Raw genomic sequence first — 24863 nt, forward strand, 5'->3', positions numbered from 1 at the left:
GCCGCCCGGGCCGTGCTCAGCGGTAGATGAGGAGTTCCTGCTCCGTCGCGCCCGTCAGGGTGTAGCGCGTGCGGACCAGGGGCCGGCCCGAGTAGAGGCGGATCAGGGTCGGTGCGTCGCCCTCGTAGCGGGCCGGGGGGCGGCCGGCGATCGCGTTGCCGAGGGAGACGGGGTCCGGGTGGTCCCGAAGGACGGCCACGAGCGCCGGGGTCTCCCGTCTGCGGCTCGTGACCGACAGGAGCGGGAGGGCGAGCTCCAGGCTGGCCCCGCAGTACGCGCCGGGTTCGCCGAAGGCCTCCCGTACGTCTCCGGCGTGGACCCACTCCCCCAGCGCTACCGCGTCCAGCGTGCCGTCGGCCGTCTCCGCGATCACCGGGCCGGCCTCCGTGAAGCCGCGCTCCAGTTCGTCGAGGATCCGGGCGAGCGGCCAGGACTCCCGCTCGGCGACGTCGACCGCGTTGGCCTCCGGCAGGAAGACACCCTCCTCCAGACGGCCCTCGACGATCCTGACGAGGGCCGCCGCGCAGTGCGCGAGCACCTGCCGGGCCGTCCAGCCCGGGCAGGCGGTGCGCAGGTCGAACGACGCCTCCGGCGTGCGCCGCAGCAGGGGCATCAGCGCGTCCCGCTCCGTCCGCAGCAAGCGGTCCGGGAGCCAGGGATCACGCACATCGGCGGTACACATCAGTAGCGGTAGTGGTCCGGCTTGTACGGGCCCTCCACCGGGACCCCGATGTACGACGCCTGCTCCGGGCGCAGCTCGGTCAGCTTCACGCCGAGGGCGTCGAGGTGGAGGCGGGCGACCTTCTCGTCGAGGTGCTTGGGCAGCACGTAGACGTCGGTCGGGTACTGCTCCGGCTTGGTGAAGAGCTCGATCTGGGCCAGGGTCTGGTCCGCGAAGGAGTTCGACATCACGAAGGACGGGTGCCCGGTCGCGTTGCCCAGGTTCAGCAGCCGGCCCTCGGACAGGACGATGACGACCTTCCCGTCCGGGAAGGTCCAGGTGTGGACCTGCGGCTTGACCTCGTCCTTCACGATCCCCGGGATCCGCGCGAGTCCCGCCATGTCGATCTCGTTGTCGAAGTGGCCGATGTTCCCGACGATGGCCTGGTGCTTCATCCTGGCGATGTCCGACGCCATGATGATGTCCTTGTTCCCGGTCGTCGTGATGAAGATGTCCGCCGTCTCCACCACATCCTCCAGGGTCGCGACCTGGTAGCCGTCCATCGCCGCCTGCAGCGCGCAGATCGGGTCGATCTCCGTGACGATCACCCGCGCGCCCTGGCCGCGCAGCGACTCCGCCGAGCCCTTGCCGACGTCGCCGTACCCGCAGACCACGGCCGTCTTGCCGCCGATCAGCACGTCCGTCGCCCGGTTGATGCCGTCGATCAGGGAGTGGCGGCAGCCGTACTTGTTGTCGAACTTCGACTTCGTCACGGCGTCGTTCACGTTGATCGCCGGGAAGAGCAGCGCGCCCTCGCGGTGCATCTCGTACAGGCGGTGGACACCGGTCGTGGTCTCCTCCGTCACGCCGCGGATCTCGGACGCGAGCGCCGCCCAGTCCAGGGTCGTGTTCCGCAGCAGCTCCAGGATCACGCGGTGCTCGTCGTTCTCGGCCGTCGACGGGTCGGGCACGGCGCCCGCCTTCTGGTACTCCACACCCTTGTGGACGAGGAGGGTGGCGTCACCGCCGTCGTCCAGGATCATGTTGGGACCCACAGCATTCGGCCACGTAAGGGCCTGCTCCGTGCACCACCAGTACTCCTCCAGGGTCTCGCCCTTCCAGGCGAAGACCGGGATGCCCGCGGCGGCGACCGCGGCAGCCGCGTGGTCCTGGGTCGAGTAGATGTTGCACGACACCCACCGCACCTGCGCGCCGAGCGCGACGAGCGTCTCGATCAGGACGGCCGTCTGCACGGTCATGTGCAGGGAGCCGGTGATCCGGGCACCCGCCAGCGGCTGGGAGGCCGCGTACTCCCTCCTGATCGCCATCAGGCCCGGCATCTCGTGCTCGGCCAGCGTGATCTCCTTGCGGCCGAACTCCGCCAGGCCGATGTCGGCGACCTTGTAGTCCGTGAACTCGGTGACCTCAGACATGGACAACGCTCCTTGAAGCTCGAATCGTTCGGTGGATTTCCCGTGCCGCCGTGGACTTGTTCAACGTGATGTAGTGCAGGCCCGGCGCGCCCTCGTCCAGCAGCCGCAGGCCCATCGCCGTCGCGTGCTCGACACCGATCTGGTACGCGGTCGCAGGGTCGTCCTTCGCCGCCTCCAGGCGGTGCGCCAGGTCCTCCGGGAACGCGGCGTCGCTCAGCTCCGCGAACCTGCGGATCTGGCGGACGTCGGTCGCGGGCATGATCTCCGGGATGATCGGGGTGTCGCAGCCGGCGGCGGCCACCCGGTCCCGTAGCCGCAGGTAGTCCTCCGGGTCGAAGAACATCTGCGTGATGGCGTAGTCGGCACCGGCCTCGCACTTCGCCACGAAGTGGCGGATGTCCTCGGCCGGCGAACCCGACCGCGGGTGGCCCTCCGGGAAGGCGGCCACCCCGATCCGGAAGTCGCCCAACGAGCGGACCAGCACGACCAGTTCGTACGCGTAGGTGAAGCCGTACGGGTGCGGGGTCCAGGGCCCGCGCGGGTCGCCCGGAGGGTCGCCGCGCAGCACGAGCACGTCCCGTACCCCCGCGTCCGCGTACGCGCCGATGATGGCCCGCAGTTCGGCCACCGAGTGGCCGACGGCCGTGAGGTGCGCGACCGGGCGCAGCGTCGTCTCGGTGACGATCCGCTTCGTGACGTCGATGGTCCGGTCCCGCGACGAGCCGCCGGCACCGTACGTCACGGAGACGAAGTCCGGCGCGAGCGCCTCCACCCGCCGGATCGCGTCCCACAGCACCGTCTCCCCGCGCTCGCTCTTCGGCGGGAAGAACTCGAAGGAGAAGGTGGGGTCTCCCACACGGCTCACCGTCGGCCTCCCGCGTTGAAGTAGCTCGCCTCGGGGTGGTGGACGACGATCGCGTCCGTCGACTGCTCGGGGTGCAGCTGGTACTCCTCCGAGAGCTCGACGCCGATCCGCTCCGGCCGCAGCAGCTCGGCGATCTTCGCCCGGTCCTCCAGGTCGGGGCAGGCCGGGTAGCCGAGGGAGTACCGGCAGCCCTGGTACTCGGTGCGCAGCATCCCCTCGATGCCCGCCGGTTCCGAGGCGCCCGCGATGCCCCACTCCGCGCGCACCCGCCCGTGCCAGTACTCGGCCAGGGCCTCGGCCAGCTGCACGGACAGGCCGTGCAGTTCGAGGTAGTCGCGGTAGCGGTCGGCGGCGAAGAGCCGGGCCGTCTCCTCGCCGATCCGCGAGCCGACCGTGACGACCTGGAGCGCGAGCACGTCCACCTCGCCCGAGTCCTCGGCGCGGAAGAAGTCGGCCAGGCAGAGGCGGCGGCCCCGCTGTTGGCGGGGGAAGGAGAAGCGGGTCCGCTCGCCTCCGTCCTCGTCCAGGACGATCAGGTCGTCGCCCTTGGACACACAGGGGAAGTAGCCGTGCACGACGGCCGCTTCGAGGAGCTGGTCGGTCTGCAGCCGGTCGATCCAGCCGCGCAACCGCGGCCGGCCCTCCGACTCGATCGTGTCGGCGTCCTTCAGGCCCCACTGGCCCTTGAACAGGGCACCCTCGTCGAGCCAGGAGGCGTACTCGGCGAGCTGGATGCCCTTGACGACCCGGGTGCCGAGGAACGGCGGCTCCGGTACGGGATTGTCGGCGGCCACGTCCGAGCGGCCGGCCGGCTCCGGCTCCCGTACCTCAAGCAGCGGCGTCTCGCGCTTGGGCACCCGGCGCTGCTTCAGCTCCGGGAGCACGGCCCCGGGCACACCCCGCTTGACCCCCATCAGCGCGTCCATCAGGCGCAGGCCCTCGAAGGCGTCGCGGGCGTAGCGGACCTCGCCCTGGTAGATCTCGTGCAGGTCCTGCTCGACGTACGCCCGGGTGAGGGCGGCGCCGCCCAGGATGACCGGGAAGTCGGCGGCCAGGCCGCGCTGGTTCAGCTCCTCCAGGTTCTCCTTCATGATCACCGTGGACTTGACCAGCAGGCCCGACATGCCGATGACGTCGGCGCGGTGCTCCTCCGCGGCCTCCAGGATCGCCGACACCGGCTGCTTGATGCCGATGTTGACGACGTTGTAGCCGTTGTTGGAGAGGATGATGTCGACGAGGTTCTTGCCGATGTCGTGGACGTCTCCGCGCACGGTGGCCAGGACGATGGTGCCCTTGCCCTCCTCGCCCTCGACCTTCTCCATGTGCGGCTCCAGATGGGCCACCGCCGTCTTCATGACCTCGGCGGACTGGAGCACGAACGGCAGCTGCATCTGGCCGGAGCCGAACAGCTCACCGACCGTCTTCATCCCGTCCAGCAGGATGTCGTTGACGATCTCCAGGGCGGGACGCCCGGCCAGCGCGGCGTCGAGATCCGCCTCCAGGCCGTTCTTCTCGCCGTCGACGATCCGGCGCTTCAGCCGCTCCTCCAGCGGGAGCGCGAGCAGTTCCTCGGCCTTCCCGGCCTTCAGGGACTTCGCCGTCGCGCCCTCGAACATCTCCAGGAAGCGCTGGAGCGGGTCGTAGCCCTCGGAGCGCCGGTCGTGGATCAGATCGAGCGCCACCTCGACCTGCTCCGGTTCCAGGCGGGCGATCGGCAGGATCTTCGAGGCGTGCACGATCGCCGAGTCGAGCCCCGCCTTCACGCACTCGTCGAGGAAGACGGAGTTCAGAACGATCCGCGCGGCCGGGTTGAGCCCGAAGGAGATGTTGGACAGGCCCAGCGTCGTCTGGACGTCCGGGTGACGGCGCTTGAGCTCCCTGATCGCCTCGATGGTGTGGACACCGTCGCGCCGGGACTCCTCCTGCCCGGTGCAGATGGTGAAGGTGAGGGTGTCGATCAGGATGTCCGAGTCCCTGATCCCCCACTTCTCCGTCAGATCGGCGATGATCCGCTCGGCGACGGCGACCTTCGCCTCCACCGTCCGCGCCTGACCCTCCTCGTCGATCGTCAGCGCCATCAGCGCGGCGCCGTGCTCCTTCGCGAGCGCCGTGACCTGCGCGAACCTCGACTCGGGGCCGTCGCCGTCCTCGTAGTTGACCGAGTTGATCACGGCCCGCCCGCCCAGCTTCTCCAGCCCGGCGCGCAGCACTGCCACCTCGGTGGAGTCCAGCACGATCGGCAGCGTGGAAGCGGTGGCGAAGCGGCCGGCCAGCTCGGCCATGTCGGCCGTCCCGTCCCGGCCGACGTAGTCCACGCACAGGTCGAGCATGTGCGCGCCCTCGCGGATCTGGTCGCGGGCCATCTCGACGCAGTCGTCCCAGCGGCCGTCCAGCATGGCGTCGCGGAACTTCTTCGAACCGTTGGCGTTCGTCCGCTCACCGATCGCCAGGTACGACGTGTCCTGGCGGAAGGGCACATGGCTGTAGAGGGAGGAGGCGCCCGGTTCCGTGACCGGTGCACGGGCCGGCACGGCCGCGCCCCGGACCCGCTCCACGATCCGGCGCAGATGCTCCGGAGTCGTACCGCAGCAGCCGCCGACGAGCGCGGGGCCGTACTCCCGTACGAAACGCTCCTGGGCGTCCGCGAGTTCGTCCGGCGACAGCGGATAGTGGGCGCCGTCCGAGGTGAGCACGGGGAGACCGGCGTTGGGCATGACCGACACCGGGATCCCGGCGTGCCTCGACAGGTACCGCAGGTGCTCGGCCATCTCCGCCGGGCCGGTGGCGCAGTTCAGCCCGATCATGTCGATGCCGAGCGGCTCCAGGGCGGTGAGCGCCGCCCCGATCTCCGAGCCGAGCAGCATCGTCCCCGTCGTCTCCACCGTCACCTGCACGATCAGCGGCAGGTCGAGCCCGCACCACTCCAGGGCGCGACGGGCGCCGACGACGGCGGCCTTCGTCTGGAGCAGGTCCTGCGAGGTCTCGATCAGCAGGGCGTCGGCGCCGCCCCTGAGCAGCCCCTCGGCGTTCTGCTGGTACGCGTCCCGCAGCGGCTCGTACGTGATGTGTCCCAGGGTCGGCAGCTTCGTGCCGGGGCCCATGGAGCCGAGGACCCAGCGGGGCCGGCCGTCCCGCGCCGTGTGGGCGTCGGCGGTGTTACGGGCGATCCGGGCGCCGGCCTCGGACAGCTCGTACACGCGGTTCTCGATGCCGTACTCCCCCAGCGCCGCCAGATTGGCTCCGAAGGTGTTCGTCTCGACGCAGTCCACGCCGACGGCGAAGTAGGCGTCGTGGACGGAGGCGACGATGTCCGGCCGCGTGACGTTCAGGATCTCGTTGCAGCCCTCCAGGTTCTCGAAGTCCTCCATCGTCGGGTCGGCGGCCTGGAGCATGGTGCCCATCGCCCCGTCGGCCACGACGACCCGGGTGGTGAACTCGTCCCGCAGCGATCCGCGCGCCGACCGTCTCATGACAACCCCCTGAGATGAGCGAGCAGCTCGGCCGTGCAGCCGATGCCGTACGTCGTCCTGATCCGGTCCAGGAGCGACTCCCGGTGCAGCCGGTACTCCTGCGTGCCCACGTAGTCGAGGACGGTGGCGGCGACCGCGCAGCCCAGCTGCGCCGCGCACCGCTCCGGCACGCCCCACGCCGTACCGGCGAGGAAACCGGCCCGGAAGGCGTCCCCGACGCCGGTCGGGTCGACGACCCCCGGCACCGCCACGGCCGGCACGGCCAGGGTGTCCCGGCCCTCGCCGCGGATGCGGACACCGGCCTCGCCGTGGGTGGTGACCCAGGCGCCGACGCGGCGCAGGATCTCCGCCTCCGACCAGCCCGACCTCTCGCCGAGGAGGGCCGTCTCGTACTCGTTGGAGAACAACCACCGCGCGCCGTCCACCAGCTGCCGCACCTCGTCCCGGCCGAGCCGCGCCAGCTGCTGCGACGGGTCGGCGGCGAACGGGATCCCGAGCGCGCGGCAGGTACGGGTGTGCCGGAGCATGGCCTCGGGATCGTCCGGGGAGACCAGGACCAGGTCGAGGCGCCCGGACCGGGCCACGACCTCCCGCAGATCGATCGCGCGGGCCTCGGCCATCGCTCCGGCGTAGAAGGTGGCGATCTGGTTCTGCGCCCGGTCGGTGGTACAGACGAACCGGGCGGTGTGGAGCGACTCGCTGACGCGCACCGAGTCGGTGTCCACACCGTGGTCCTTCAGCCAGACCCGGTACGGCTCGAAGTCGGCGCCGACCGCGCCCACGAGGACCGGGCGCAGTCCGAGGACGCCGAGCCCGAAGGCGATGTTCGCTGCCACTCCGCCGCGCCTGACCTCCAGGTTGTCGGCGAGGAACGACAGGGAGACCCGGTCCAGCCGGTCGGCGAGCAGCTGCTCGCTGAACCAGCCGGGGAAGGTCATCAGATGGTCGGTCGCGATGGATCCCGTGACAGCGATACGCACTTCTAAACCCCCGCTGCCTTCTTCAGGGCCTCCACCCGGTCCGTGCGCTCCCAGGTGAAGTCGGGGAGCTCGCGGCCGAAGTGGCCGTACGCCGCCGTCTGCGCGTAGATCGGCCGCTTCAGGTCCAGGTCGCGGATGATCGCGGCCGGCCGCAGGTCGAAGACCTCCGACACGGCGTCCTGGATCCTCTCGTCGGGCAGCGTGCCCGTGCCGAAGGTCTCCACGAACAGGCCCACCGGCTCCGCCTTGCCGATCGCGTACGCGACCTGCACCTCGCAGCGCCGGGCCAGGCCCGCCGCGACGACGTTCTTGGCGACCCAGCGCATCGCGTAGGCCGCGCTGCGGTCCACCTTGGACGGGTCCTTGCCGGAGAACGCGCCGCCGCCGTGGCGGGCCATGCCGCCATAGGTGTCGATGATGATCTTCCGGCCGGTCAGACCGGCGTCGCCCATCGGACCGCCGACCTCGAAACGCCCCGTCGGGTTCACGAGCAGCCGGTAGCCGTCGGACTCCAGGTTGACGCCCTCCTCGGCGAGCGCCTTCAGCTCCGCCTCGACGACGAACTCCCGGATGTCCGGGGCCAGCAGTCCCTCGACGCTGATGTCCGCCGCGTGCTGCGACGACACCACCACCGTGTCCAGACGGACCGGCCGGTCGCCGTCGTACTCGATGGTGACCTGCGTCTTGCCGTCGGGCCGCAGATACGGGACGGTCCCGTTCTTGCGGACCTCGGTCAGCCGGCGCGCCAGCCGGTGAGCCAGCGCGATCGGCAGCGGCATCAGCTCGGCCGTGTCGTCGCAGGCGTAGCCGAACATCAGGCCCTGGTCGCCGGCGCCCTGGGCGTCCAGCTCCTGCGAACCGCCCTCGACCCGGGTCTCGTACGCCGTGTCCACACCCTGCGCGATGTCCGGCGACTGGGCGCCGATGGACACCGAGACACCACAGGAGGCGCCGTCGAAGCCCTTCGCGGAGGAGTCGTAGCCGATGTCGAGGATCGCCTCGCGCACCAGCTTCGCTATCGGGGCGTACGCGGTGGTGGTCACCTCGCCCGCCACGTGCACCAGACCCGTGGTCAGCAGGGTCTCCACCGCGACGCGCGCGCCCGGGTCGTCGGCGAGCAGCGCGTCGAGGATGGTGTCGCTGATCCGGTCGGCGATCTTGTCGGGATGCCCCTCGGTCACGGACTCCGAGGTGAACAGGCGCCGGCTGCTCATGCCTGGCCCACCTCCGCACGCGTGTCCGCGAAGAAGTGGGTGCCGATGGCGTCGAGCGTCCGGATCTCGTCGACCTCCAGCGTCTCCATCTGGATGGACCGGCCGCTCTCCTGCTCCAGCAGGAAGACGAACTCGACGAAGGACAGCGAGTCGATGAGGCGGTTCTCGATCAGGTCGAGGTCGGACGCGATGTCCTCGCGCTCGGGGTGACGCTCGAGGATCCAGTTCTTCACCTGCTGCAGGCCGTCGGCCATGGTGCTTCTCCTTCTAGCTGTTGGGGAGGGAAGTGGGGGCGATGATGGGGGCGGCCACCGCCACCGCGTAGTCCACGTCGTGGCTGATGGACACGGTGATCTCGGTGATGCCGGACCCCGCGGCCATCTCGGCGGCCGACCGGTGCAGTTCCACCAGGGGCCAGCCGCCCTCGGAGCGCCGTACGACGATGTCGGACCAGGGCAGGAACCTGCCCCGGACCCGGAGGGTCTTGAAGGCCGCTTCCTTGGCCGCGATCCGTCCGCACAGACTCAGCACGTCGAGCCCGGTGGAGGTACGGCAGTCGGCGAGTTCGCCGGGGGTGAGCATCCGCTCGAAGAACACCTCGCCGTACTGGGCGAGGAGTGCGCGGACACGGTTGACGGACACGATGTCCATGCCGAGGTTCGCCCAGCCCAGGCCGCCCGCCGGCGGGGCGACGGGTCGGGCCGGCACGTCAGATCACCGGCCCGGCCGCGTCCCGTACCGCCTGGGTGGCCGCGTCCCAGCTGCCGTGGCGGCGGGTCAGCGCGGACAGCCAGCGCTCCAGGCCGAAGGCGACGCAGCTGGTGAACGCGGGCCCGCCGGTCGACGCCAGCGTGATGGCGCAGCGCTCGCCGAAGAAGTTCCGGTGCGTGTTGACCGAGGCGATCGCCAGGTCCTCGTACAGGAACTCGTGCTTCACCGGGGTGAGGCGCTGGAGCACCGCCTTGGAGCCGCCCTTGTCGAAGAACGGGTCGCAGGCCGCCTCCCGGCGCAGCGGCAGGTCGAGCGCCGCGGCGAAGGAGTGGATCCGGTCGGTGAAGTCGGCGAGATGCGTCTCGGCGTGCTCGCGCGCGCCGATGGCGACGACCTCCCGCATACGGAAGCCGAGCTGGCGCCGCATGCCTTCGTAGTGGGTCTCCTTGCGGAAGCACCAGGAGCAGATGGTCACCAGCGTGTCGTCGGCCACCTGCCGGCCCTGGTGGTCGAGGTAGACGGCGTAGCAGGACGCCGAGGGCAGTCCGAGCGCGGCGGGTTCGAGCGCGTCGCACGGAAAGCAGCCGGTGTCGGTACAGAAGGTCGAGGTCTCGCGGCGCTCCAGGTTCAGCGGGGCGGCGACGACGGCCTGGTGGGGGAAGTTGTCGTAGTAGTCGAGCCGGGCCAGGTCGGCGGCCGGCAGCAGCGGGGGCATGGTCATCGGGCGGGCGCCCGCGCTCACTCCCCAGCTCTCGAAGGTGTCGTCGAGGAGCCGCAGCAGCGCGGTCGCCTCGGGGCCCAGGGACGGCAGTCCCCTGGTCTCCCCGGGGACCCCGACGCTCGCGGGGGTCGTCACGGTCATGGTCTGTTCACCTCTCGGGTGATCTGTCGATCGGGTGCCCTCAGACGACGGGCAGGACGTCGTCGGAGAAGATCCCGGTCTTCAGGAAGAAGGCGAGCGGCTTGCGGATCGCCTTGCGCTCGAACGGGCGACGGCGCTCGTCGGCGACCAGCGCGTTGCGCAGGGCCAGCGGGTCGGCGACGCCGGCGTCGCGGTAGACGTGCGGGTTGTAGAGGGAGTTGACGCTGTAGACGACGTACCGCTTCAGATACGCCTCGACCTCGGCGACCCGCGCGGCGGGGACCGCCTCGCGCATCCGGCTGAACAGCAGCGAGACGAGCTCACGGCCGAAGGCGATGTGGCGGGACTCGTCCTGGTGGTGGATGCGGTTGACCTCGCGGATGGTGTGGCACAGGGAGTCGTCCTGGGCCATGCGCATGTTGTAGTGGTCGACCAGCTCCTCGAAGAACAGGATGCGGGCGAAGACGAGGAAGTTCTCCACCTCCGGCTCCCAGGCGGAGTCGGCGCGCATCGCGGTGGAGCCGTAGATCTTGTTGCCGTAGCGGCGGCAGAACTCGGCGAAGAACCACATGTGTTCGTTCTCTTCGCCGATGAAGTGGTGGAAGAAGTCCGAGGGAACCTCGAAGCCGGGCATGTGGATGCGGCCGACGACCTCGATGAGCAGCTCGCGGATGCCGTGCACGTTGAGGCTGTAGAAGTTGATCGACTCCCACTTGGAGAGCTTCTGGATCGTCTCCTCACCGAGCTCGTCGTAGTACGGCGTGCCGTAGACGGTGAGCAGCTCCGGCGTCATCCACAGCTGCTTCTCCTCCAGCTGGTCGGGCCAGTCGAACTGCTGGTAGGGGTTGTAGTACTCCTCGATGGAGCGGGAACTGAGCCGCTCCAGGACTTCCATGAACCGGTCGGTAACGGGCAGCGGGGCGCTGACACCCATCTCTACTCCTCTGTTTTGGGGCTCGGTTCGCCTCCGGGCGCCCTGTTGCGTGCGTCGACGGTCGACCGTGCTCGGTCCCTCGTTCCTCGGGACCTCCGCGCGCTCTCCCTTTCGACACCCGCGGCGCCCTTCGGCTCACTCGCCATCGGGCATGCGGGGCGTCAGGGCCGGACTTCGTAGACCGCGTTGACCGGGGTCTCGGTGGCGCGCCGCCAGCGGGTGAAGCCGGCCTCCTCGGCGATGGCGCGGAAGGCCTTCTCGCCGGAGTGGTTGCCGAGCGCGTGCGGGCCGCGCTGGGCGACCGCGACGGGCAGGCACATCACGGCGGACAGGGCCATGAACATGCGCGCGGCGGGCGTGTTGGTGTCGATGTCGGCGGGCGAGACGTTCGACTCGACGAGCATCCAGGTGCCGTCCGCGTCCAGGGACTTGTGCACGTGCTGCGCGGCGGCGACCGGGTCGCCCATGTCGTGCAGGGCGTTGAAGAAGCAGACCAGGTCGTAGCCGGTGCCGGGGTAGTCGTCGGCGGAGGCGACCTCGAAGACGACCCGGTGGGAGAGGCCGGCCTCCTCGGCGAGCTGCCGGGCGATGGAGATGGCCTCTTCGGAGTAGTCGAAGCCGTGGACCGTGGCCTCGGGGAACGCCTTGGCGATCAGCAGCGTGGTGTGGCCGACGCCGCAGCCGACGTCGGCGACGGTGCCGCCGCCGCGCAGTTTGTCCGTGACCTGGTGCAGGGACGGCAGCCAGTCCGGTACGAGCTTGTGCTCGTACGTGGGCTGGAAGAAGGAGCCCATGCCGGTGTCGAGGGCCGCGTCGTGCTCGGCCCAGCCGACGCCGTCGCCGGTGCGGTACGCCTCGACGAGCAGGTCCTCGGTGGCGTACAGCGCCTTGAGCGCGGTGAAGAACCCGGCGGCGAAGGTGACGGCCTTCGGGTCGGCGAGGACCTCGACGTGGTCGGCGGGGAGCGTGTACGTGAGCGAGCTCGGGTGGCGCTCGACGTACCCGGCGGAGAGCTGGGCGTGCAGCCACTCCTCGATGTAGCGGGGGTTGGTGCCGGTCTTCCCGGCGAGCTGCTCGGCGGTGAGCGGGCCGGACTCGGCCAGGGCCTTGTACAGCCCGAGCCGCTCGCCGAGGGCGACGGTCAGCCCGCGGACGGCGGCGCCGGCGTCGGTGATGACCTTCTGGTGGAAGTCGTGGGCGCCGGCGCTCATGCGGCCTTCCCCTCCTCGTACGTAGGCCGGTTCGAACCCGGCAGGTCGCAGGTGAACAGGAAGGACCTCGGCACGCGCGGCACGTTGCGCGGCGGGACCGGGTAGGGCCAGCGGTCGAAGTCGGCGCCCTCCTCACCGGGCTGCTTGACCTCGGTCACGTCCCAGCCGCAGGCGGCGAGCAGCGCCTCGGGCTCCTCGGTGCCGAAGAGCCACGGGTTGCCGTCCTCCCTCAGCGCGTTGAGGAACGGGCGGGAGAGCGGGTTCTCCAGGGCGGCCCGGGAGATGACGTCGCCGAGCAGCACGGAGCCGGGCGCCGCGTGGGCGGAGAGCGTCGAGATGAGGGTCCGTACGGCCTGCTCGGGCAGGAAGAACAGCAACCCCTCGACCACCCACAGGACGGGCTCGTCGCTCTTCCAGCCGGCCTCCTTCAGGGGGCCGGTCCAGTCCTGGGTGAGGTCGACCGGCACGGTGATCCGGGTGCGGCCGGCCGGCAGGGGCTCGTCGGCGAGCATCTTCGCCTTGGCCTCCAGGAGCGCCGGGCGGTCGAGCTCGTAGACGGTCACGCCGTCGGGCCAGGGCAGGCGGAAGAAGCGGGTGTCCATGCCGGCGGCGAGGAAGACGACCTGGCGGATGCCGCGCTCCTCGACCGCCTTGACGATGGCCCGGTCCAGGTAGGTGGTGCGGATGGCGAGGAACGGCACGGTGCCGGCCCCGGCGTAGCGCTCGAGCAGTTCGAAGCCGATCTCGTCGGCGACGGTGCGCGCGTAGGGATCGGCGAACAGCCGGTCCTCGCGCTCGGTCTCCAGGGCGCGCGCTGCGGCGGTCCACTGGGCGGTGCGGGATACGGCCTCCACAGGAGGTCCCCCTTCGTGTGATGGCGCCTCATGTGATGGCGCTTCATGTGATGGCGCTTCATGTGATGGAGAGATACGGACGGCCGTGCTCAGGCACTGACGCGCGCACAGGCGACGGGGTCCTCGGCCGCGGGCATCGACGACAGATGGCCGGCCTCGGATCCGGCGGGACGGCGCCGGAAGATGCTGTGCAGGATCATGCTGAACACGGCCGTCCCGTCGGCGGCCACGAGCGTGCACCGCGGTTTGACGGTGCCCGTGGCGGGGTTGAACGGCGACGGGGTGGAGCCAAGGATCTCCACGCGGGCGGCGAGGACGTCCCCGGGCCGTACGGGCCGCAGATAGCGGACCTCGTCGATACCGGGCGAGCCCATGCAGGCGCTGTAGGCGAGCAGCCCGTCCACGTAGCGCCGCATGAACATCGCCTGGGTGTGGAAACCGCTGGCGATCAGACCGCCGAACTGCGAGTCGGCGGCGAGCCCGGGGTCGGTGTGGAAGGGCTGCGGATCGAAGCGCCTGCCGAACTCCAGCACGGCCTCCGTCGTGACGGTGACGGTGCCCAGTTCATGGACGTCGCCCGGCCGGAAGTCCTCGAAGTAGCGCATCACGCGCCCCCCTTGACCTAAAGGATGGTCGTTCCCTGGCATCACCCAATCTACGAATGGCCCATTTATTTTGTCAACCCAAAAGAGAGCGGAGGATGTCGTCCCAGAGGTCCTCGACGTCCTCGATGCCGACCGACATGCGCACAAGCCCGGCCCCTATCCCGGCCTCGCGCAGCGCCTCCTCGCCCAGCTCCCGGTGGGAGGTGGACGCGGGATGGGTCACGAGGGTCTCGACCCCGCCGAGGGACAGGGCGAGCCGGGCGAGCCGCACCCGCTCGATGAAGCCACGCCCCGCATCCCGGCCGCCCGACAGCTCGAAGGAGAGCAGCCCGCCGCCCCCGGAGAGCACCTTGCGGGCCGTGTCGTACGAGGGGTGGCCCGCGAGCCACGGATAGTGGACGGCCGCCACCTCCGGGCGGGCGGCGAGCCGCTCGGCGAGCACGGCGGCGTTCGCGCAGTGCTCGCGCATCCGCAGCGGCAGCGTCTGCAGCCCGCGCAGGGTCAGCCAGGCGGCGAACGGGTCGGCGCAGGCGCCCAGTTCGACCGTCCGCGGCCACACCGCCCGCCGCAGCGCGTCGTCGGCGAAGACCGCGGCGCCGCCGAGGACGTCCGAGTGCCCGGAGAGGTACTTGGTGGTGGAGTGGACGACGATGTCGGCGCCGAGCTCCAGGGGGCGGCAGAGGACGGGCGAGGCGAGCGAGTTGTCGACCAGGGAGGTGACCCCGAGGCGCCGCGCCGCCGCCAAGAGGCCCGGCAGGTCCGGCACCTGGCCGGTCGGATTGGCGACGGTCTCCAGGACGAGGAGCCGGGTTCCGTCGACGGCCGCCCCCTCGAACTCGGTCACGTCGTCGCCGGAGATGTACGTGACCTCGATCCCGTACCGCTCGGACAGATCGGCGAGGACCGCGTACGTACCCCCGTACAGGCACCGCTGCGCCACCACCCGGTCGCCGGGCCGCAGCAGGGCGAGCAGGGCGCCGCTGATGGCTCCCATGCCGGAGGCGAAGGCGAGGGCCGAGGCGCCACCCTCGAGCCCGGCCAGGGTCTTCTCCAGGGCTCGTACGGTGGGATTGCCGCGCCTGCTGTAGACGTACCGGCCGTCGGGTCCCGCCATCGCCTCGGCGAGCGCGTCGGCCGAGTCGAAGGCGAAGGCCGAGGACTGCACGAGCGGCACGGAGAGCGGCCGGCTCCCCTCCTCCGGCGGTTCGTCGACGACGTGCACGGCCCGGGTACGGATGTCCATCTCTGGCCCTTCTCTCCTCTTCGGATACGGGAAAAGGGGCCGCCCGATGTCCGGGTCGGACATCGGGCGGCCCCTTCGGAAGCACGCGGGTGCTCACGTCAGGCGGAGACCTTCTCGCCCTGGGGAGCGGGGGCGGGCTCGGCGGCCAGGGACGTGTCGCTCTTCATGACGAGGAGCGTGATGACACCGCCCACCGCGGCGATGATCGCGGCGCCGATGAAGGCGGCCGAGAAGCCGTCGGTGAGGGCGGGCAGGTCACCGATCTTGTCGGCGCCCTGGGACATGGCGACGGCGGTCAGCGCGGCCAGACCGAGCGCGGAGCCGACGTTGTAGGTGGTGTTGACGATGCCGGAGGCGAGACCGGCCTGCTCCTGCGGGGCGCCGGCCATCGCGGCGATCATCGCCGGGATGTAGGCCAGGGACATGCCGAGCGCGGCGACCAGCGAGGCGGGCAGGACGTCGATCAGGAAGGTGCCGGTCGGCGGGACGGCCGCCAGCCAGACGAGCCCGGCCGCCAGGACGAGCAGACCGCCGGCGATCAGCGGCTTGGCACCGAACTTGCCCATGAGGCGGGCGGTGATGGCCGTCATGAAGATCATGAGCAGGACGGTCATCGGGAGCAGGGCCGCACCGGAGGCGAAGGCGCCGTAGCCGAGGACCTGCTGCAGGTAGAGGTTGAGGAAGTACCACATCGGGATCCACGCGGCGCCGAGCAGCGTCATCGCCAGGTTGGCCGAGCCGAGGCGCGGGACGCGCCAGACGCTGAGCGGCATGAGCGGCTCGCGGACCGACTTCTGGATCACGAAGAAGAGGATGAGGAGAGCGGCGGCGCCGACCAGCTCCAGGACGGTGGCGGTGGCACCCCAGCCGACCTCGGGGGCCCAGACCACGGCGAACACGGCGAGCGCGAGACCGGCGGTGACGGCGACGGCGCCGAGGATGTCGACGGAGCCGCGGCGGGACTCGACGGCCGGGAGCAGCTTGGTCGCGGCGAGGGTGGCGAGGCCGATCGGGATGTAGATGATGAAGACCCACTGCCAGCTCATCCACTCGGTGAAGACACCACCGAGGAAGACGCCCGCGGTGCCGCCGGCGGGGGCCGCGGCGCCGTAGAGGGCCATCGCCTTGCCGAGCTCCTTCGGGTCGTGCATGAAGAGCATCATCAGCAGCGTCATGGCGGACGGGGCGATGAGCGCACCGCCGACGCCCTGGACGGCGCGGCCGACGATCTCCACCCAGGCGGTCTGCGCGGCGGCGGCGACCACCGAGCCGGCGATCATGATCGCCCAGCCGGAGACGAAGATCTTGCGGGCTCCGAGGAGGTCGGAGAGACGGCCGCCGAGGAGCAGGAGCCCGCCGAAGACGATGACGTAGGCGTTGAAGATCCACGAGAGCTCGCTCTGCGTGAAGCCGAGGTCCTTCTGCATCTCGGGGAGCGCGACCCCGATGATCGAGGTGTCCATGATGACCATGAACTGGGCGGCCGCGAGCACGACAAGTGCCCACCAGCGCCGGGGGTTGACGGTTGACATTGCCCTGCTCCTTCTCTCGTACATACCCCTGGGGGGTACCTTCGCGGAGCACCGTAGCATACCCGTGGGGGGTATGTAAGGGTGAGGTGAGGAGCGGGCTCGGGCAGGCAGAATGACCGCATGACCGCAGACGGCGAAGAAGAACTGCTCCGGCGCTGGACCTCGACCCTGCTCGCGGCGCGCGCCGGCCGCGAGGGCCCGGACCCCGTCCCGTACGGCCGGAACCTCCTCGCCCGCTGGGCGGAGCCGCAGCGCAGGTACCACACGGTCACCCACCTGCGGGCGGTCCTCGACCGCGTCGACGAACTGTCCGAGCACGCCGGCGACGTGGAGCTGGCCCGCCTCGGCGCCTGGTTCCACGACGCGGTCTACCGCCCGGACCGCTCCGAGAACGAGGAGCGCTCGGCGGCCCTGGCGGAGAAGGCCCTGACCGAGGCCGGCCTGCCCCCGGAGGCGGTCACGGAGGTCGCCCGCCTGGTCCGCCTGACGATCACCCACGACCCGGCCGCGGGCGACCTCGACGGCGAGGTGCTCTGCGACGCGGACCTCGCGATCCTGGCGACGGACGCGGATACGTACGGGGGGTATGCGCGGGCGGTCCGCGAGGAGTACGCCTTCGTCCCGGACGACACCTTCCGCGAGGGCCGCGCAGCGGTCCTGCGCCAGCTCCTCGCCCTGCCGAGGTTGTTCCGCACCCCGTACGGGACCCGGAACTGGGAGACGAAGGCGCGCCGGAACCTGGAGCGGGAGCTGTCGGCCCTCGTCACCTGAAAGCCAGACCAGCCGCTGAACCGCCGGACCAGATCAGATCTCTTCCCTGGGCAGCGGTTTGACGACACCGTCGTCGAACATGTCACGCAAGCCCTTGGCGAACACATCCCAGCCGACGGAGGGCATCGGCTCCTGCCATTCGAAAGGCTTCTCCTGAACCCCAACGGCCCACGTCAGATGGTAGAGGCCGGTTTCGCGCATACGCTCACACATGATGGCGGCTCTGTGCAGGTAGGACGCGCCCTCAAAGGCCTCGTCGGGCTTCCCGGCCAGGACGCCTGGCAGTTTCTTCGGCGCCAGACTCTCCTCCGTTACACCCATGACGAAGACGTAGGCCCGCCGCATCGTCGCCGGGAGCAGGCCGTGCTTCTCCGCCTGCCGCAGATCCTCGGCCACCCCGAACACCTCGTCGGCTCGGTTGTTGAGGTTCTTGCCCTCGCTGCCCTTCATCGACTTGTACTCGATGGCGAGGATCGGCTCCGGGCCCTGGAAGACCACAAGGTCCCAAGCCTTGGTGGCCCTGTAGTAACCCGGCAGGGTCGGCCGACCGGTCTTGAAGATGAGGCCCGTCGCCGATGCAGCGGCAAGCTCCTCGCGCACAAGCAGATCAACGCCGTTCAGATGCTGCCCACCAGTGACTGCCGAGCGGTTTCCTTGCTGCGCGTTCCCACTCTCGGCAGACCGCGTCGCTTGTGCGAATCGGGTGTCCACCCAGCTGCGAAGGGCACGGTCGACCTTCATCCGCGACGCTTCGTTCACGTTTCCCCCCCCAGGATTCCGTCGAGAGCCTCGTGCACGGGCTCACGCCACTACCGTGGCAGCTCCAGAATCCCATATGCGCGCAGCGCGGCAGCACTGGCCCTCTGGCGATCACGCAGTTGGAAGGATCGCCTCAATTCATCCCGAACTTCCTCGGGCAAGCTGGACAACTGAGGAACCCTCACCCTGCGGAGGTACTGGGCCTGGAAGCGCATGGTGCCTCCGCGCATCTTCACGCAGTACGCCTCGACTTGGCGCTCTACTGCCTCGCTCAGCAACAGCCCGCCGAGCACTTCCAGGTCCCAGACGTCCGAGGTGACGTAGTACAGGTTGTGGTGGGGGTAGTACCCAGCCGGCGCCAGCACTGGATGAATGTGCGACTTCATGTCCTGCAACAGCAGCATGGGCCGTGCCGTCAGGGACATGGAAACGCGGTCGATCGTCCGGTACCAGGTTGCCTCGTTCTTACGGGCAATGGCCCGGCCGCGTACCTGCTCGCCATGGCGGGACAGGTACCCACGCAACCGAGGCCAATCTGCAAGATCCACCAGGCCGTTGGTGTCCCACGGATTGACCAGGTAGCGACCTCCCCAGACAAACTTGCCCGACTTGATGTCCGACGCCATGGACAGCCGTAGCATCCGCTCGGGCTCGGCAGCTTCGCTGTCAGTCGTGACATATACCCGGTCAGCGCCCGATGCCACACCAATACTGATGCGGGTCGCCGTCTCCTCATCCTCGAGGGGAGGATGCGCGCCAGCCAGTTCTTCCAGCCATGCGATGAGCGCAGGCGAACCCTCCGGCCATGAATCCCCGCCTTCATGCCAGTGCGGCAGCCTCGCCGCGGTCACGGTGGGATCAGTCCACGCGACGGCCTCGGAATCGATAGCCCATGACGCGAAGCGGCGTGCAGCCGACTCGCCGAACTCATCGCTGGCGTTCCCGAGAACCGCTGACTCCTGGATTCCTCGACGCAGGATAGTGATGGCCGGGTATGCGCTCACAGACTCATCGAAAGCCTGGACGTCATGCATGATCAGGGATACATCCACGGCGTAACCCTCAGTGGCGATCTTCTCTCTCAGTCGCCGACCGTACTGGTTCCTCATCCACCGGTCGGCGCAGATGAATCCGAGCTTCGATTCCGGCTTCAGCAGTGTCATCGCCTTCTCGAAGAAGCCGATGTAGATGTCAGCCCGCCCCGCCATAGTGGGACACGCCTTCCGATACGCAGCCAAGACCTTCGGCGAGAGGTCTTCGATGCGGATGTAGGGAGGGTTCCCCACGACAAGGTCGGCAGACTTCTCCTCATGCTCAAGGAGCAGGAAATCCCCCTGCTGCACCCAGGCCTCAGCAAGCTCACGGGCCTCCTCGCGTGGACAGCCAGCGGCCTGAAGAGTCTCTGTCACGGCCAGGCGGCACGAGGCGACATGGTTCTCCTGCAGGTCCCAAGCTCGCAGACATGGAGCCAGGTCCGACCAGCTTTGCATCCCAGCATGCAGCTTCCTCGATCGCAGCAGGCGCTCCACCATTACCGTCAGAAACGCACCCGCTCCAGCCGCCGGCTCTACGGCGCGGATTCTCGTGAGGTCTCGGTCCGCAACGTACTCGCAGAGGTCCAGGATCAATTCGACCACCCAGCGGCGCGTGAAGACGGCCCCGTGGTTTGGAGGGCATTCTTGGTCGGCCGGTGCCACAGCGGCGGGTGAGAGCATGCCGCCAAGCATAGGGCGGCTGCAAGGCGCACCCACGCGACTACTCAAAGTAGCCACGCGCGAGCGCCTTCTCGCCTAAACTTCCGGCCGTCGGCCTCGGAGGGAGGACACGGCATTGCCCGTGCGGCTGCAGTCGACTTATCGCCGTCCACCGGTCCGGATGCCGAGACGCGCGCGCCCGGGGGAATGTCAGGCACAAACCACCCGTTGACCCATGTCATGCCGTCAACCTCCGCCGAGCGCACCACACCCGAATCCGCCGCCCCCACCCGTATGCCCCTGGCCGTCTACATCCTCGGCCTCTCCGTCTTCGCGCTCGGCACGAGCGAATTCATGCTGTCCGGCCTGCTCCCACCCATCGCCGACGACATGAACGTCTCCATCCCCCGCGCCGGCCTCCTCATCTCCGCCTTCGCCATCGGCATGGTCGTCGGCGCCCCGCTCCTCGCCGTCGCGACCCTCCGGCTCCCCCGCAAGACGACCCTGGTCACCCTGATCACCCTCTTCGGCCTCGGCCAGGTCGCCGGCGCCCTCGCGCCGAACTACGCCGTCCTCTTCGCCTCCCGCATCGTGAGCGCGCTCGCCTGCGCCGGCTTCTGGGCGGTCGGGGCCGCCGTCGCCATCGCGATGGTCCCCGTCGGCTCGCGCGCCCGCGCCATGGCCGTCATGATCGGCGGCCTCTCGATCGCCAACGTCCTCGGCGTCCCCGCCGGCGCCTTCCTCGGCGAGCACCTCGGCTGGCGCTCCGCGTTCTGGGCGGTCGGCGTGGCCTCCGCCATCGCGCTCGTCGGCGTGGTGACCCGCATCCCGCACATCCCGGTGCCCGAGACCAAGCCCCGCCTCAAGCGCGAGCTGGTGATCTACCGCGACCGGCAGGTCCTGCTCTCGGTCGTGATCACCGCGCTCGCCGCGGGCGGCGTCTTCTGCGCGTTCTCCTACCTCGCCCCGGTCATCACCGACGTCGCCGGGATCGACACCCGCTGGGTCTCCGCGATCCTCGGCCTCTTCGGCATCGGCGCGCTGATCGGTACGACGATCGGCGGCCGGGTCGCCGACGCGCACCTCTTCGGGGTCCTGCTCAGCGGCATCACCGCCTCGACGGTCTTCCTCGCCGCCCTGGCCCTCTTCGCCTCCAGCCCGGTCGCCGTGGTCGCCCTCTCCTTCCTCCTCGGCGTCTCGGCCTTCTACACCGCGCCCGCCCTCAACGCCCGCATGTTCAACGTGGCCGGCGCCGCCCCGACCCTCGCGGGCGCCACGACCACCGCCGCCTTCAACCTCGGCAACACGGCCGGCCCCTGGTTCGGCGGCACGGTCATCGACGCGGACCTCGGCTTCGCCGCGACGGCGTGGGCGGGCGCGGCGATGACGGTGGTGGCACTGGGAACGGTCGCGCTCTCGCTGCGGCTGCACCGCTCCCGCTCGCGGGTGGTGGCCTCCTCGACCCCGCGGCCGGAGAAGGCCGTGTCGTCCCGTTAGCGGACGTCGGTCTCCCCGTTCCGCCCGCTGCCGCCAGAGCGCGTCGGACTGCCACGAGCCGGCCGCCAGAGCGCGTCGGACTGCCGCCCGCTGCCGCTAGAGCACGTCGGTCTCCGGCTCCCGCCGCGGGAACTTCGGCCGCCGGAGCCCCGCCTCCGTGATCCGCCGTACGAGTTCCTTCGAGCCGACCTCGACCGCGCCCGCCGCCACCGCGTCCGCGTACCGGTCCGACGGGATGTCGTAGTGGTCGCGCTCGAAGGCGCGCGGTGGGCAGCCGATGGCGGCGGCGAAGGCGTGCAGTTCCTCGTGCGAGACGTCGCTGACCAGGTGCGACCACATCCGGCCGTGGCCCGGCCAGGTCGGCGGATCGATGTAGAGCGTCACGTCGGGCCCGCCATCACGTCAGACCGCCGACCGGCGCGACGACCACGCCCTGTTTGCCGCAGACCCAGTGCGGGTCCGGGCCGAGCTCGGGTTCGACGTCCAGGGCGTGCGGGTCGCCGGAGGAGCAGACCGGGCAGAGCGGCCAGCGGCCGTGCCGCTCCAGGAGGGCGTCCTGCACGTCCTGGGCAACCAGCCCGGCGACGTACGTGAGGCCCTCCGGCCACTGCTCGACCCACCACCGGCGGTGGGTGACGGAGTCCTCGACCATCGACACGACCTCGGCCGCGGCCACGTTCCGCGCCGCCAGATCAGCGAGGACCAGGGCGCGGGCGGTGTGCAGCGCCTGCTCCAGGGGGTCGATGTCGTCCATGCAGCCATTGTCACGCGTCTTGACGCTCCCACCAGCCGAAAATATCTTTCAGGTGTGACCCATCACGTGAAGGAAATTTTCAGCGCGGGCGGGGGCGCCGGTGGCGGTCCCCCCGCCAAGGACGCCCCGCCCGCACCCGCCGCCCTCGCGGCCAAGGTGCGCACCCTCGCGCCGTCCATGACCCGCTCCATGCAGCGGGTCGCCGAAGCCGTCGCCGGGGACCCCGCCGGCTGCGCGGCCCTCACGGTCACCGGCCTCGCCGAGCTCACCGGGACGAGCGAGGCGACCGTGGTCCGCACCGCCCGCCTCCTCGGCTACCCCGGCTACCGCGACCTGCGCCTCGCCCTCGCCGGCCTCGCCGCCCAGCAGCAGTCCGGCCGCGCGCCCTCCGTCACCGCGGACATCGCCGTCGACGATCCGATCGCCGACGTCGTCGCCAAGCTCGCCTACGACGAGCAGCAGACCCTCGCCGACACCGCCGCCGGACTCGACACCGTCCAGCTCGGCGCCGCCGTCGCCGCCCTCGCCGTCGCCCGGCGCATCGACATCTACGGCGTCGGCGCCTCCGGCCTCGTCGCCCAGGACCTCGGCCAGAAGCTGCTCCGTATCGGCCTCCTCGCGCACGCGCACAGCGACCCGCACCTCGCCGTCACCAACGCCGTACAGCTCCGCTCCGGCGACGTCGCCATCGCCATCACCCACTCCGGCTCGACCGGCGACGTCATAGAACCGCTCCGCGTCGCCTTCGACCACGGCGCCACCACCGTCGCGATCACCGGCCGCCCGGACGGGCCCGTGACGCAGTACGCCGACCACATACTCACCACCTCCACCGCCCGCGAGAGCGAACTGCGCCCCGCCGCGATGTCGTCCCGCACCAGCCAACTCCTGGTCGTGGACTGCCTGTTCACCTGCGTCACCCAACGTACGTACGAGACGGCGGCCCCTGCCCTCGCGGCCTCGTACGAAGCCCTCGCCCACCGCCACTCCCCCCGCACCCGCTGACGACCCACAGCACCGAAAGAGCCGCACGTGTCCTCTACGTACTCCGAGCTTCAGGCGCAGCTGGCCAACCTCACCACCGAGGCGTTCCGGCCCGAGCTCGCGGAGATCGACCAGCTCCCGACCCTCGACATCGCCCGCACCATGAACGCCGAGGACCAGACCGTCCCGGCCGCCGTCACCGCGCAGCTGCCGCAGATCGCCGCCGCGATCGACGCCACCGCCGTACGGATGGGGCGGGGCGGCCGTCTCGTCTACGCCGGCGCGGGCACGGCCGGCCGACTCGGCGTCCTCGACGCCAGCGAGTGCCCGCCCACCTTCAACACCGACCCGAGCGAGGTCGTCGGCCTGATCGCGGGCGGACCCACGGCGATGGTGCAGGCGGTCGAGGGGGCGGAGGACTCGAAGAAACTCGCGGCCGAGGACCTGGACGCGCTCGGCCTGACCCCCGACGACACGGTGGTCGGCATCTCCGCCTCCGGCCGCACCCCGTACGCCATCGGCGCCGTCGAACACGCCCGGGCCCGGGGCGCCTTGACCATCGGCCTGTCCTGCAACGCGGGCAGCGGGCTCGCGGCCGCCGCCGAGCACGGCATCGAGGTCGTCACCGGCCCCGAGCTCCTCACCGGCTCCACCCGGTTGAAGGCGGGCACGGCCCAGAAGCTGGTCCTCAACATGATCTCGACGATCACGATGATCCGGCTCGGCAAGACGTACGGAAACCTCATGGTCGACGTCCGCGCCTCCAACGACAAGCTCCAGGCACGCTCGCGGCGGATCGTCGCCCTCGCCACCGGCGCACCGGACGAACAGATCGAGACGGCGCTGGCGGAGGCGGACGGGGAGGTGAAGACGGCGATCCTGATGATCCTCGCCGACATCGACGCCAAGACCGCCGCGGACCGCCTCACCGACTCCCGGGGCCACCTGCGCGCGGCCCTCCACGCGCCGCCGACCGCCTGAGCAGTCCGCCCCTCCGTCACCGAAACGAGCGAATCCGCACCAAGTCCCGTATTATGTCGTGCACGACATAATACGGTGCGCCGCATGGAGACCCCGCACGTCATTGAGCTGGAACCAGAGGTACGCGAATGGCTGGAGCTCCTCCCCGCCAAGCAGTACCGCAAGGTCGAGGAGTACGCGGACCTGCTGGCCGCTCTCGGCACGCACACCCCGATGCCCTTCGCCCGCCCACTAAGGGATGGCGTGTATGAACTTCGACCGACACTGGACGGGGAGGACACAAGGATCACCTACTGGTTCGCACCGGACAGGCGCATCGTCCTGCTCACGGTCTTCCGCAAAACCCGCATGCGCGAGACCGCCCAAGTCGCTCGTGCCGTCACCGCACGCGCCCTGTGCGAGAGCGACCACGGCCCCGCCCACAAGACCTACAGTCGCGGCTAGGAAGGGACGCCCATGAACCACACGCGCTGGAAGCTCGCCCGCGAGAGGCAACACGTCGACGGGCTCGGCGAGCCCCCGGAGATCATCGCCGAGCGGGCGGAGATTCGGCTGGCCATGGCCTTTGCGAAGGCCGTCTACGACCGTCGCACGGAGCTGGGGCTGTCCCAGACCGAGGTCGCCGCCCGGGCCGGTCTCTCACAGGCGAAGATCTCCCGGATCGAGGGGGCGGACTCCATGCCGACACTGCCCCTCCTCCGCCGACTCGCCGTCGCACTGGACGCCTCCCTGACCATCGCGCTGGACGAGGACCGCGAAGAGGTCAGGTTCGCCGCCCGCCCGGCGGCCTGACCTCGGCCAAGACGTGCGAGGACGCACCCGGTACGGGGAACGTCCTCGCACGCCCC

Annotated in this window: 25 protein-coding genes; 6 read left to right on the forward strand and 19 right to left on the reverse strand. The window is 70.3% G+C overall.

Going from position 1 to position 24863, the window contains the following annotated elements:
* Window positions 1-16: 16 nt before the first annotated feature.
* The 15 genes from ACFYV5_RS18975 to ACFYV5_RS19045 form a co-directional block, all read right to left on the reverse strand.
* Window positions 17-682: a maleylpyruvate isomerase family mycothiol-dependent enzyme gene (locus ACFYV5_RS18975; protein WP_389169580.1), complete on the reverse strand. Its 666-nt coding sequence runs from the start codon at window positions 680-682 to the stop codon at window positions 17-19.
* Entirely contained in the window at window positions 682-2094 is a 1413-nt protein-coding gene (ahcY, locus tag ACFYV5_RS18980) for an adenosylhomocysteinase (RefSeq protein ID WP_389169583.1), read from the reverse strand. Before ahcY ends, ACFYV5_RS18975 begins: the two co-directional genes overlap by 1 nt.
* Window positions 2087-2959, reverse strand: coding sequence for a methylenetetrahydrofolate reductase [NAD(P)H] (metF, locus tag ACFYV5_RS18985; RefSeq protein WP_389169587.1), 873 nt, complete (start codon window positions 2957-2959; stop codon window positions 2087-2089). The genes ahcY and metF overlap by 8 nt, the downstream gene beginning before the upstream one ends.
* Window positions 2956-6429, reverse strand: coding sequence for a methionine synthase (metH, locus tag ACFYV5_RS18990; RefSeq protein WP_389169590.1), 3474 nt, complete (start codon window positions 6427-6429; stop codon window positions 2956-2958). Before metH ends, metF begins: the two co-directional genes overlap by 4 nt.
* Complete coding sequence (locus tag ACFYV5_RS18995) at window positions 6426-7409, reverse strand: carbohydrate kinase family protein (RefSeq protein ID WP_389169592.1); 984 nt, start codon at window positions 7407-7409, stop codon at window positions 6426-6428. The genes metH and ACFYV5_RS18995 overlap by 4 nt, the downstream gene beginning before the upstream one ends.
* 2 nt (window positions 7410-7411) lie before the next feature.
* Window positions 7412-8623 (reverse strand): methionine adenosyltransferase, encoded by a 1212-nt coding sequence (gene metK, locus ACFYV5_RS19000; RefSeq protein ID WP_355104531.1) that lies wholly within the window; start codon window positions 8621-8623, stop codon window positions 7412-7414.
* Entirely contained in the window at window positions 8620-8877 is a 258-nt protein-coding gene (locus ACFYV5_RS19005; protein ID WP_355104529.1) for an acyl carrier protein, read from the reverse strand. Before ACFYV5_RS19005 ends, metK begins: the two co-directional genes overlap by 4 nt.
* A 13-nt stretch (window positions 8878-8890) precedes the next feature.
* Complete coding sequence (acpS, locus tag ACFYV5_RS19010) at window positions 8891-9331, reverse strand: holo-ACP synthase (RefSeq protein ID WP_355104527.1); 441 nt, start codon at window positions 9329-9331, stop codon at window positions 8891-8893.
* Window position 9332: 1 nt separating this feature from the next.
* A complete protein-coding gene (locus ACFYV5_RS19015) occupies window positions 9333-10196 on the reverse strand; it encodes a hypothetical protein (RefSeq protein WP_389169597.1) in 864 nt (287 codons plus the stop codon).
* Between the two features lie 40 nt (window positions 10197-10236).
* On the reverse strand, window positions 10237-11130 hold the full coding sequence (locus ACFYV5_RS19020) for a diiron oxygenase (protein WP_355104523.1): 894 nt from the start codon (window positions 11128-11130) through the stop codon (window positions 10237-10239).
* 161 nt (window positions 11131-11291) lie between these two features.
* Window positions 11292-12341: a class I SAM-dependent methyltransferase gene (locus ACFYV5_RS19025; RefSeq protein ID WP_389169601.1), complete on the reverse strand. Its 1050-nt coding sequence runs from the start codon at window positions 12339-12341 to the stop codon at window positions 11292-11294.
* Complete coding sequence (locus tag ACFYV5_RS19030; protein WP_355104519.1) at window positions 12338-13195, reverse strand: SAM-dependent methyltransferase; 858 nt, start codon at window positions 13193-13195, stop codon at window positions 12338-12340. Before ACFYV5_RS19030 ends, ACFYV5_RS19025 begins: the two co-directional genes overlap by 4 nt.
* 89 nt (window positions 13196-13284) lie before the next feature.
* Entirely contained in the window at window positions 13285-13800 is a 516-nt protein-coding gene (locus ACFYV5_RS19035) for a MaoC/PaaZ C-terminal domain-containing protein (protein ID WP_389169604.1), read from the reverse strand.
* Window positions 13801-13873: 73 nt separating this feature from the next.
* On the reverse strand, window positions 13874-15043 hold the full coding sequence (locus ACFYV5_RS19040; protein WP_389169607.1) for a trans-sulfuration enzyme family protein: 1170 nt from the start codon (window positions 15041-15043) through the stop codon (window positions 13874-13876).
* A gap of 98 nt (window positions 15044-15141) precedes the next feature.
* The gene (locus ACFYV5_RS19045) at window positions 15142-16575 is read right to left on the reverse strand and encodes an MFS transporter (protein ID WP_389169610.1); all 1434 of its coding nucleotides are present in this window, start codon (window positions 16573-16575) and stop codon (window positions 15142-15144) included.
* Window positions 16576-16695: 120 nt separating this feature from the next.
* Here ACFYV5_RS19045 and ACFYV5_RS19050 point away from each other — a divergent pair, with 120 nt between their 5' ends.
* Window positions 16696-17346, forward strand: a complete 651-nt coding sequence (locus tag ACFYV5_RS19050; protein WP_389169613.1) for a hypothetical protein — start codon at window positions 16696-16698, stop codon at window positions 17344-17346.
* Between the two features lie 33 nt (window positions 17347-17379).
* Here ACFYV5_RS19050 and ACFYV5_RS19055 read toward each other — a convergent pair whose 3' ends face one another.
* Complete coding sequence (locus tag ACFYV5_RS19055; RefSeq protein WP_389169615.1) at window positions 17380-18105, reverse strand: PaeR7I family type II restriction endonuclease; 726 nt, start codon at window positions 18103-18105, stop codon at window positions 17380-17382.
* Window positions 18106-18155: 50 nt separating this feature from the next.
* Window positions 18156-19820 (reverse strand): Eco57I restriction-modification methylase domain-containing protein, encoded by a 1665-nt coding sequence (locus ACFYV5_RS19060; RefSeq protein WP_389169619.1) that lies wholly within the window; start codon window positions 19818-19820, stop codon window positions 18156-18158.
* A gap of 273 nt (window positions 19821-20093) precedes the next feature.
* On the opposite strand from ACFYV5_RS19060, the gene ACFYV5_RS19065 reads away from it, so the two are divergent.
* Window positions 20094-21296, forward strand: a complete 1203-nt coding sequence (locus ACFYV5_RS19065) for a Cmx/CmrA family chloramphenicol efflux MFS transporter (protein WP_389169997.1) — start codon at window positions 20094-20096, stop codon at window positions 21294-21296.
* Window positions 21297-21392: 96 nt separating this feature from the next.
* Here the strand turns inward: ACFYV5_RS19065 and ACFYV5_RS19070 are convergent, their stop codons facing one another.
* Window positions 21393-21680 carry a DUF4031 domain-containing protein gene (locus ACFYV5_RS19070; RefSeq protein WP_389169623.1) on the reverse strand — a complete coding sequence of 96 codons (288 nt, stop codon included), beginning with the start codon at window positions 21678-21680 and terminating at the stop codon, window positions 21393-21395.
* Window positions 21681-21693: 13 nt separating this feature from the next.
* A complete protein-coding gene (locus tag ACFYV5_RS19075) occupies window positions 21694-22050 on the reverse strand; it encodes a hypothetical protein (RefSeq protein WP_389169626.1) in 357 nt (118 codons plus the stop codon).
* Window positions 22051-22116: 66 nt separating this feature from the next.
* On the opposite strand from ACFYV5_RS19075, the gene ACFYV5_RS19080 reads away from it, so the two are divergent.
* The 4 genes from ACFYV5_RS19080 to ACFYV5_RS19095 all read left to right on the forward strand — a co-directional run bounded on the left by ACFYV5_RS19080 (window position 22117) and on the right by ACFYV5_RS19095 (window position 24807).
* A complete protein-coding gene (locus ACFYV5_RS19080) occupies window positions 22117-23055 on the forward strand; it encodes a MurR/RpiR family transcriptional regulator (RefSeq protein ID WP_389170000.1) in 939 nt (312 codons plus the stop codon).
* Window positions 23056-23082: 27 nt separating this feature from the next.
* Window positions 23083-24015 (forward strand): N-acetylmuramic acid 6-phosphate etherase, encoded by a 933-nt coding sequence (gene murQ / locus ACFYV5_RS19085; protein ID WP_389169629.1) that lies wholly within the window; start codon window positions 23083-23085, stop codon window positions 24013-24015.
* A gap of 84 nt (window positions 24016-24099) precedes the next feature.
* Entirely contained in the window at window positions 24100-24459 is a 360-nt protein-coding gene (locus ACFYV5_RS19090) for a type II toxin-antitoxin system RelE/ParE family toxin (protein WP_355104503.1), read from the forward strand.
* Window positions 24460-24471: 12 nt separating this feature from the next.
* Window positions 24472-24807, forward strand: coding sequence for a helix-turn-helix transcriptional regulator (locus ACFYV5_RS19095; RefSeq protein WP_355104501.1), 336 nt, complete (start codon window positions 24472-24474; stop codon window positions 24805-24807).
* The last annotated feature ends 56 nt before the right edge of the window (window positions 24808-24863 follow it).

This window comes from Streptomyces sp. NPDC003035 (assembly GCF_042888285.1).
In the GTDB taxonomy this organism is placed as follows: Bacteria; Actinomycetota; Actinomycetes; order Streptomycetales; family Streptomycetaceae; genus Streptomyces.

Bases quoted from the DNA above. Each gene is read 5' to 3' on its own strand.
- ACFYV5_RS19075 (WP_389169626.1), bottom strand. From the start codon at position 22,050: ATGGACGACATCGACCCCCTGGAGCAGGCGCTGCACACCGCCCGCGCC.
- metH (WP_389169590.1), bottom strand. From the start codon at position 6,429: ATGAGACGGTCGGCGCGCGGATCGCTGCGGGACGAGTTCACCACCCGG.
- ACFYV5_RS19020 (WP_355104523.1), bottom strand. From the start codon at position 11,130: ATGGGTGTCAGCGCCCCGCTGCCCGTTACCGACCGGTTCATGGAAGTC.
- ACFYV5_RS19060 (WP_389169619.1), bottom strand. From the start codon at position 19,820: ATGCTCTCACCCGCCGCTGTGGCACCGGCCGACCAAGAATGCCCTCCA.
- ACFYV5_RS19045 (WP_389169610.1), bottom strand. From the start codon at position 16,575: ATGTCAACCGTCAACCCCCGGCGCTGGTGGGCACTTGTCGTGCTCGCG.
- ahcY (WP_389169583.1), bottom strand. From the start codon at position 2,094: ATGTCTGAGGTCACCGAGTTCACGGACTACAAGGTCGCCGACATCGGC.
- ACFYV5_RS19005 (WP_355104529.1), bottom strand. From the start codon at position 8,877: ATGGCCGACGGCCTGCAGCAGGTGAAGAACTGGATCCTCGAGCGTCAC.
- ACFYV5_RS19050 (WP_389169613.1), top strand. From the start codon at position 16,696: ATGACCGCAGACGGCGAAGAAGAACTGCTCCGGCGCTGGACCTCGACC.
- ACFYV5_RS19095 (WP_355104501.1), top strand. From the start codon at position 24,472: ATGAACCACACGCGCTGGAAGCTCGCCCGCGAGAGGCAACACGTCGAC.
- ACFYV5_RS19065 (WP_389169997.1), top strand. From the start codon at position 20,094: ATGCCCCTGGCCGTCTACATCCTCGGCCTCTCCGTCTTCGCGCTCGGC.
- ACFYV5_RS19025 (WP_389169601.1), bottom strand. From the start codon at position 12,341: ATGAGCGCCGGCGCCCACGACTTCCACCAGAAGGTCATCACCGACGCC.
- ACFYV5_RS19015 (WP_389169597.1), bottom strand. From the start codon at position 10,196: ATGACCGTGACGACCCCCGCGAGCGTCGGGGTCCCCGGGGAGACCAGG.
- ACFYV5_RS19090 (WP_355104503.1), top strand. From the start codon at position 24,100: ATGGAGACCCCGCACGTCATTGAGCTGGAACCAGAGGTACGCGAATGG.
- metK (WP_355104531.1), bottom strand. From the start codon at position 8,623: ATGAGCAGCCGGCGCCTGTTCACCTCGGAGTCCGTGACCGAGGGGCAT.
- ACFYV5_RS18975 (WP_389169580.1), bottom strand. From the start codon at position 682: ATGTGTACCGCCGATGTGCGTGATCCCTGGCTCCCGGACCGCTTGCTG.
- ACFYV5_RS19040 (WP_389169607.1), bottom strand. From the start codon at position 15,043: ATGGACATCCGTACCCGGGCCGTGCACGTCGTCGACGAACCGCCGGAG.
- ACFYV5_RS19035 (WP_389169604.1), bottom strand. From the start codon at position 13,800: ATGCGCTACTTCGAGGACTTCCGGCCGGGCGACGTCCATGAACTGGGC.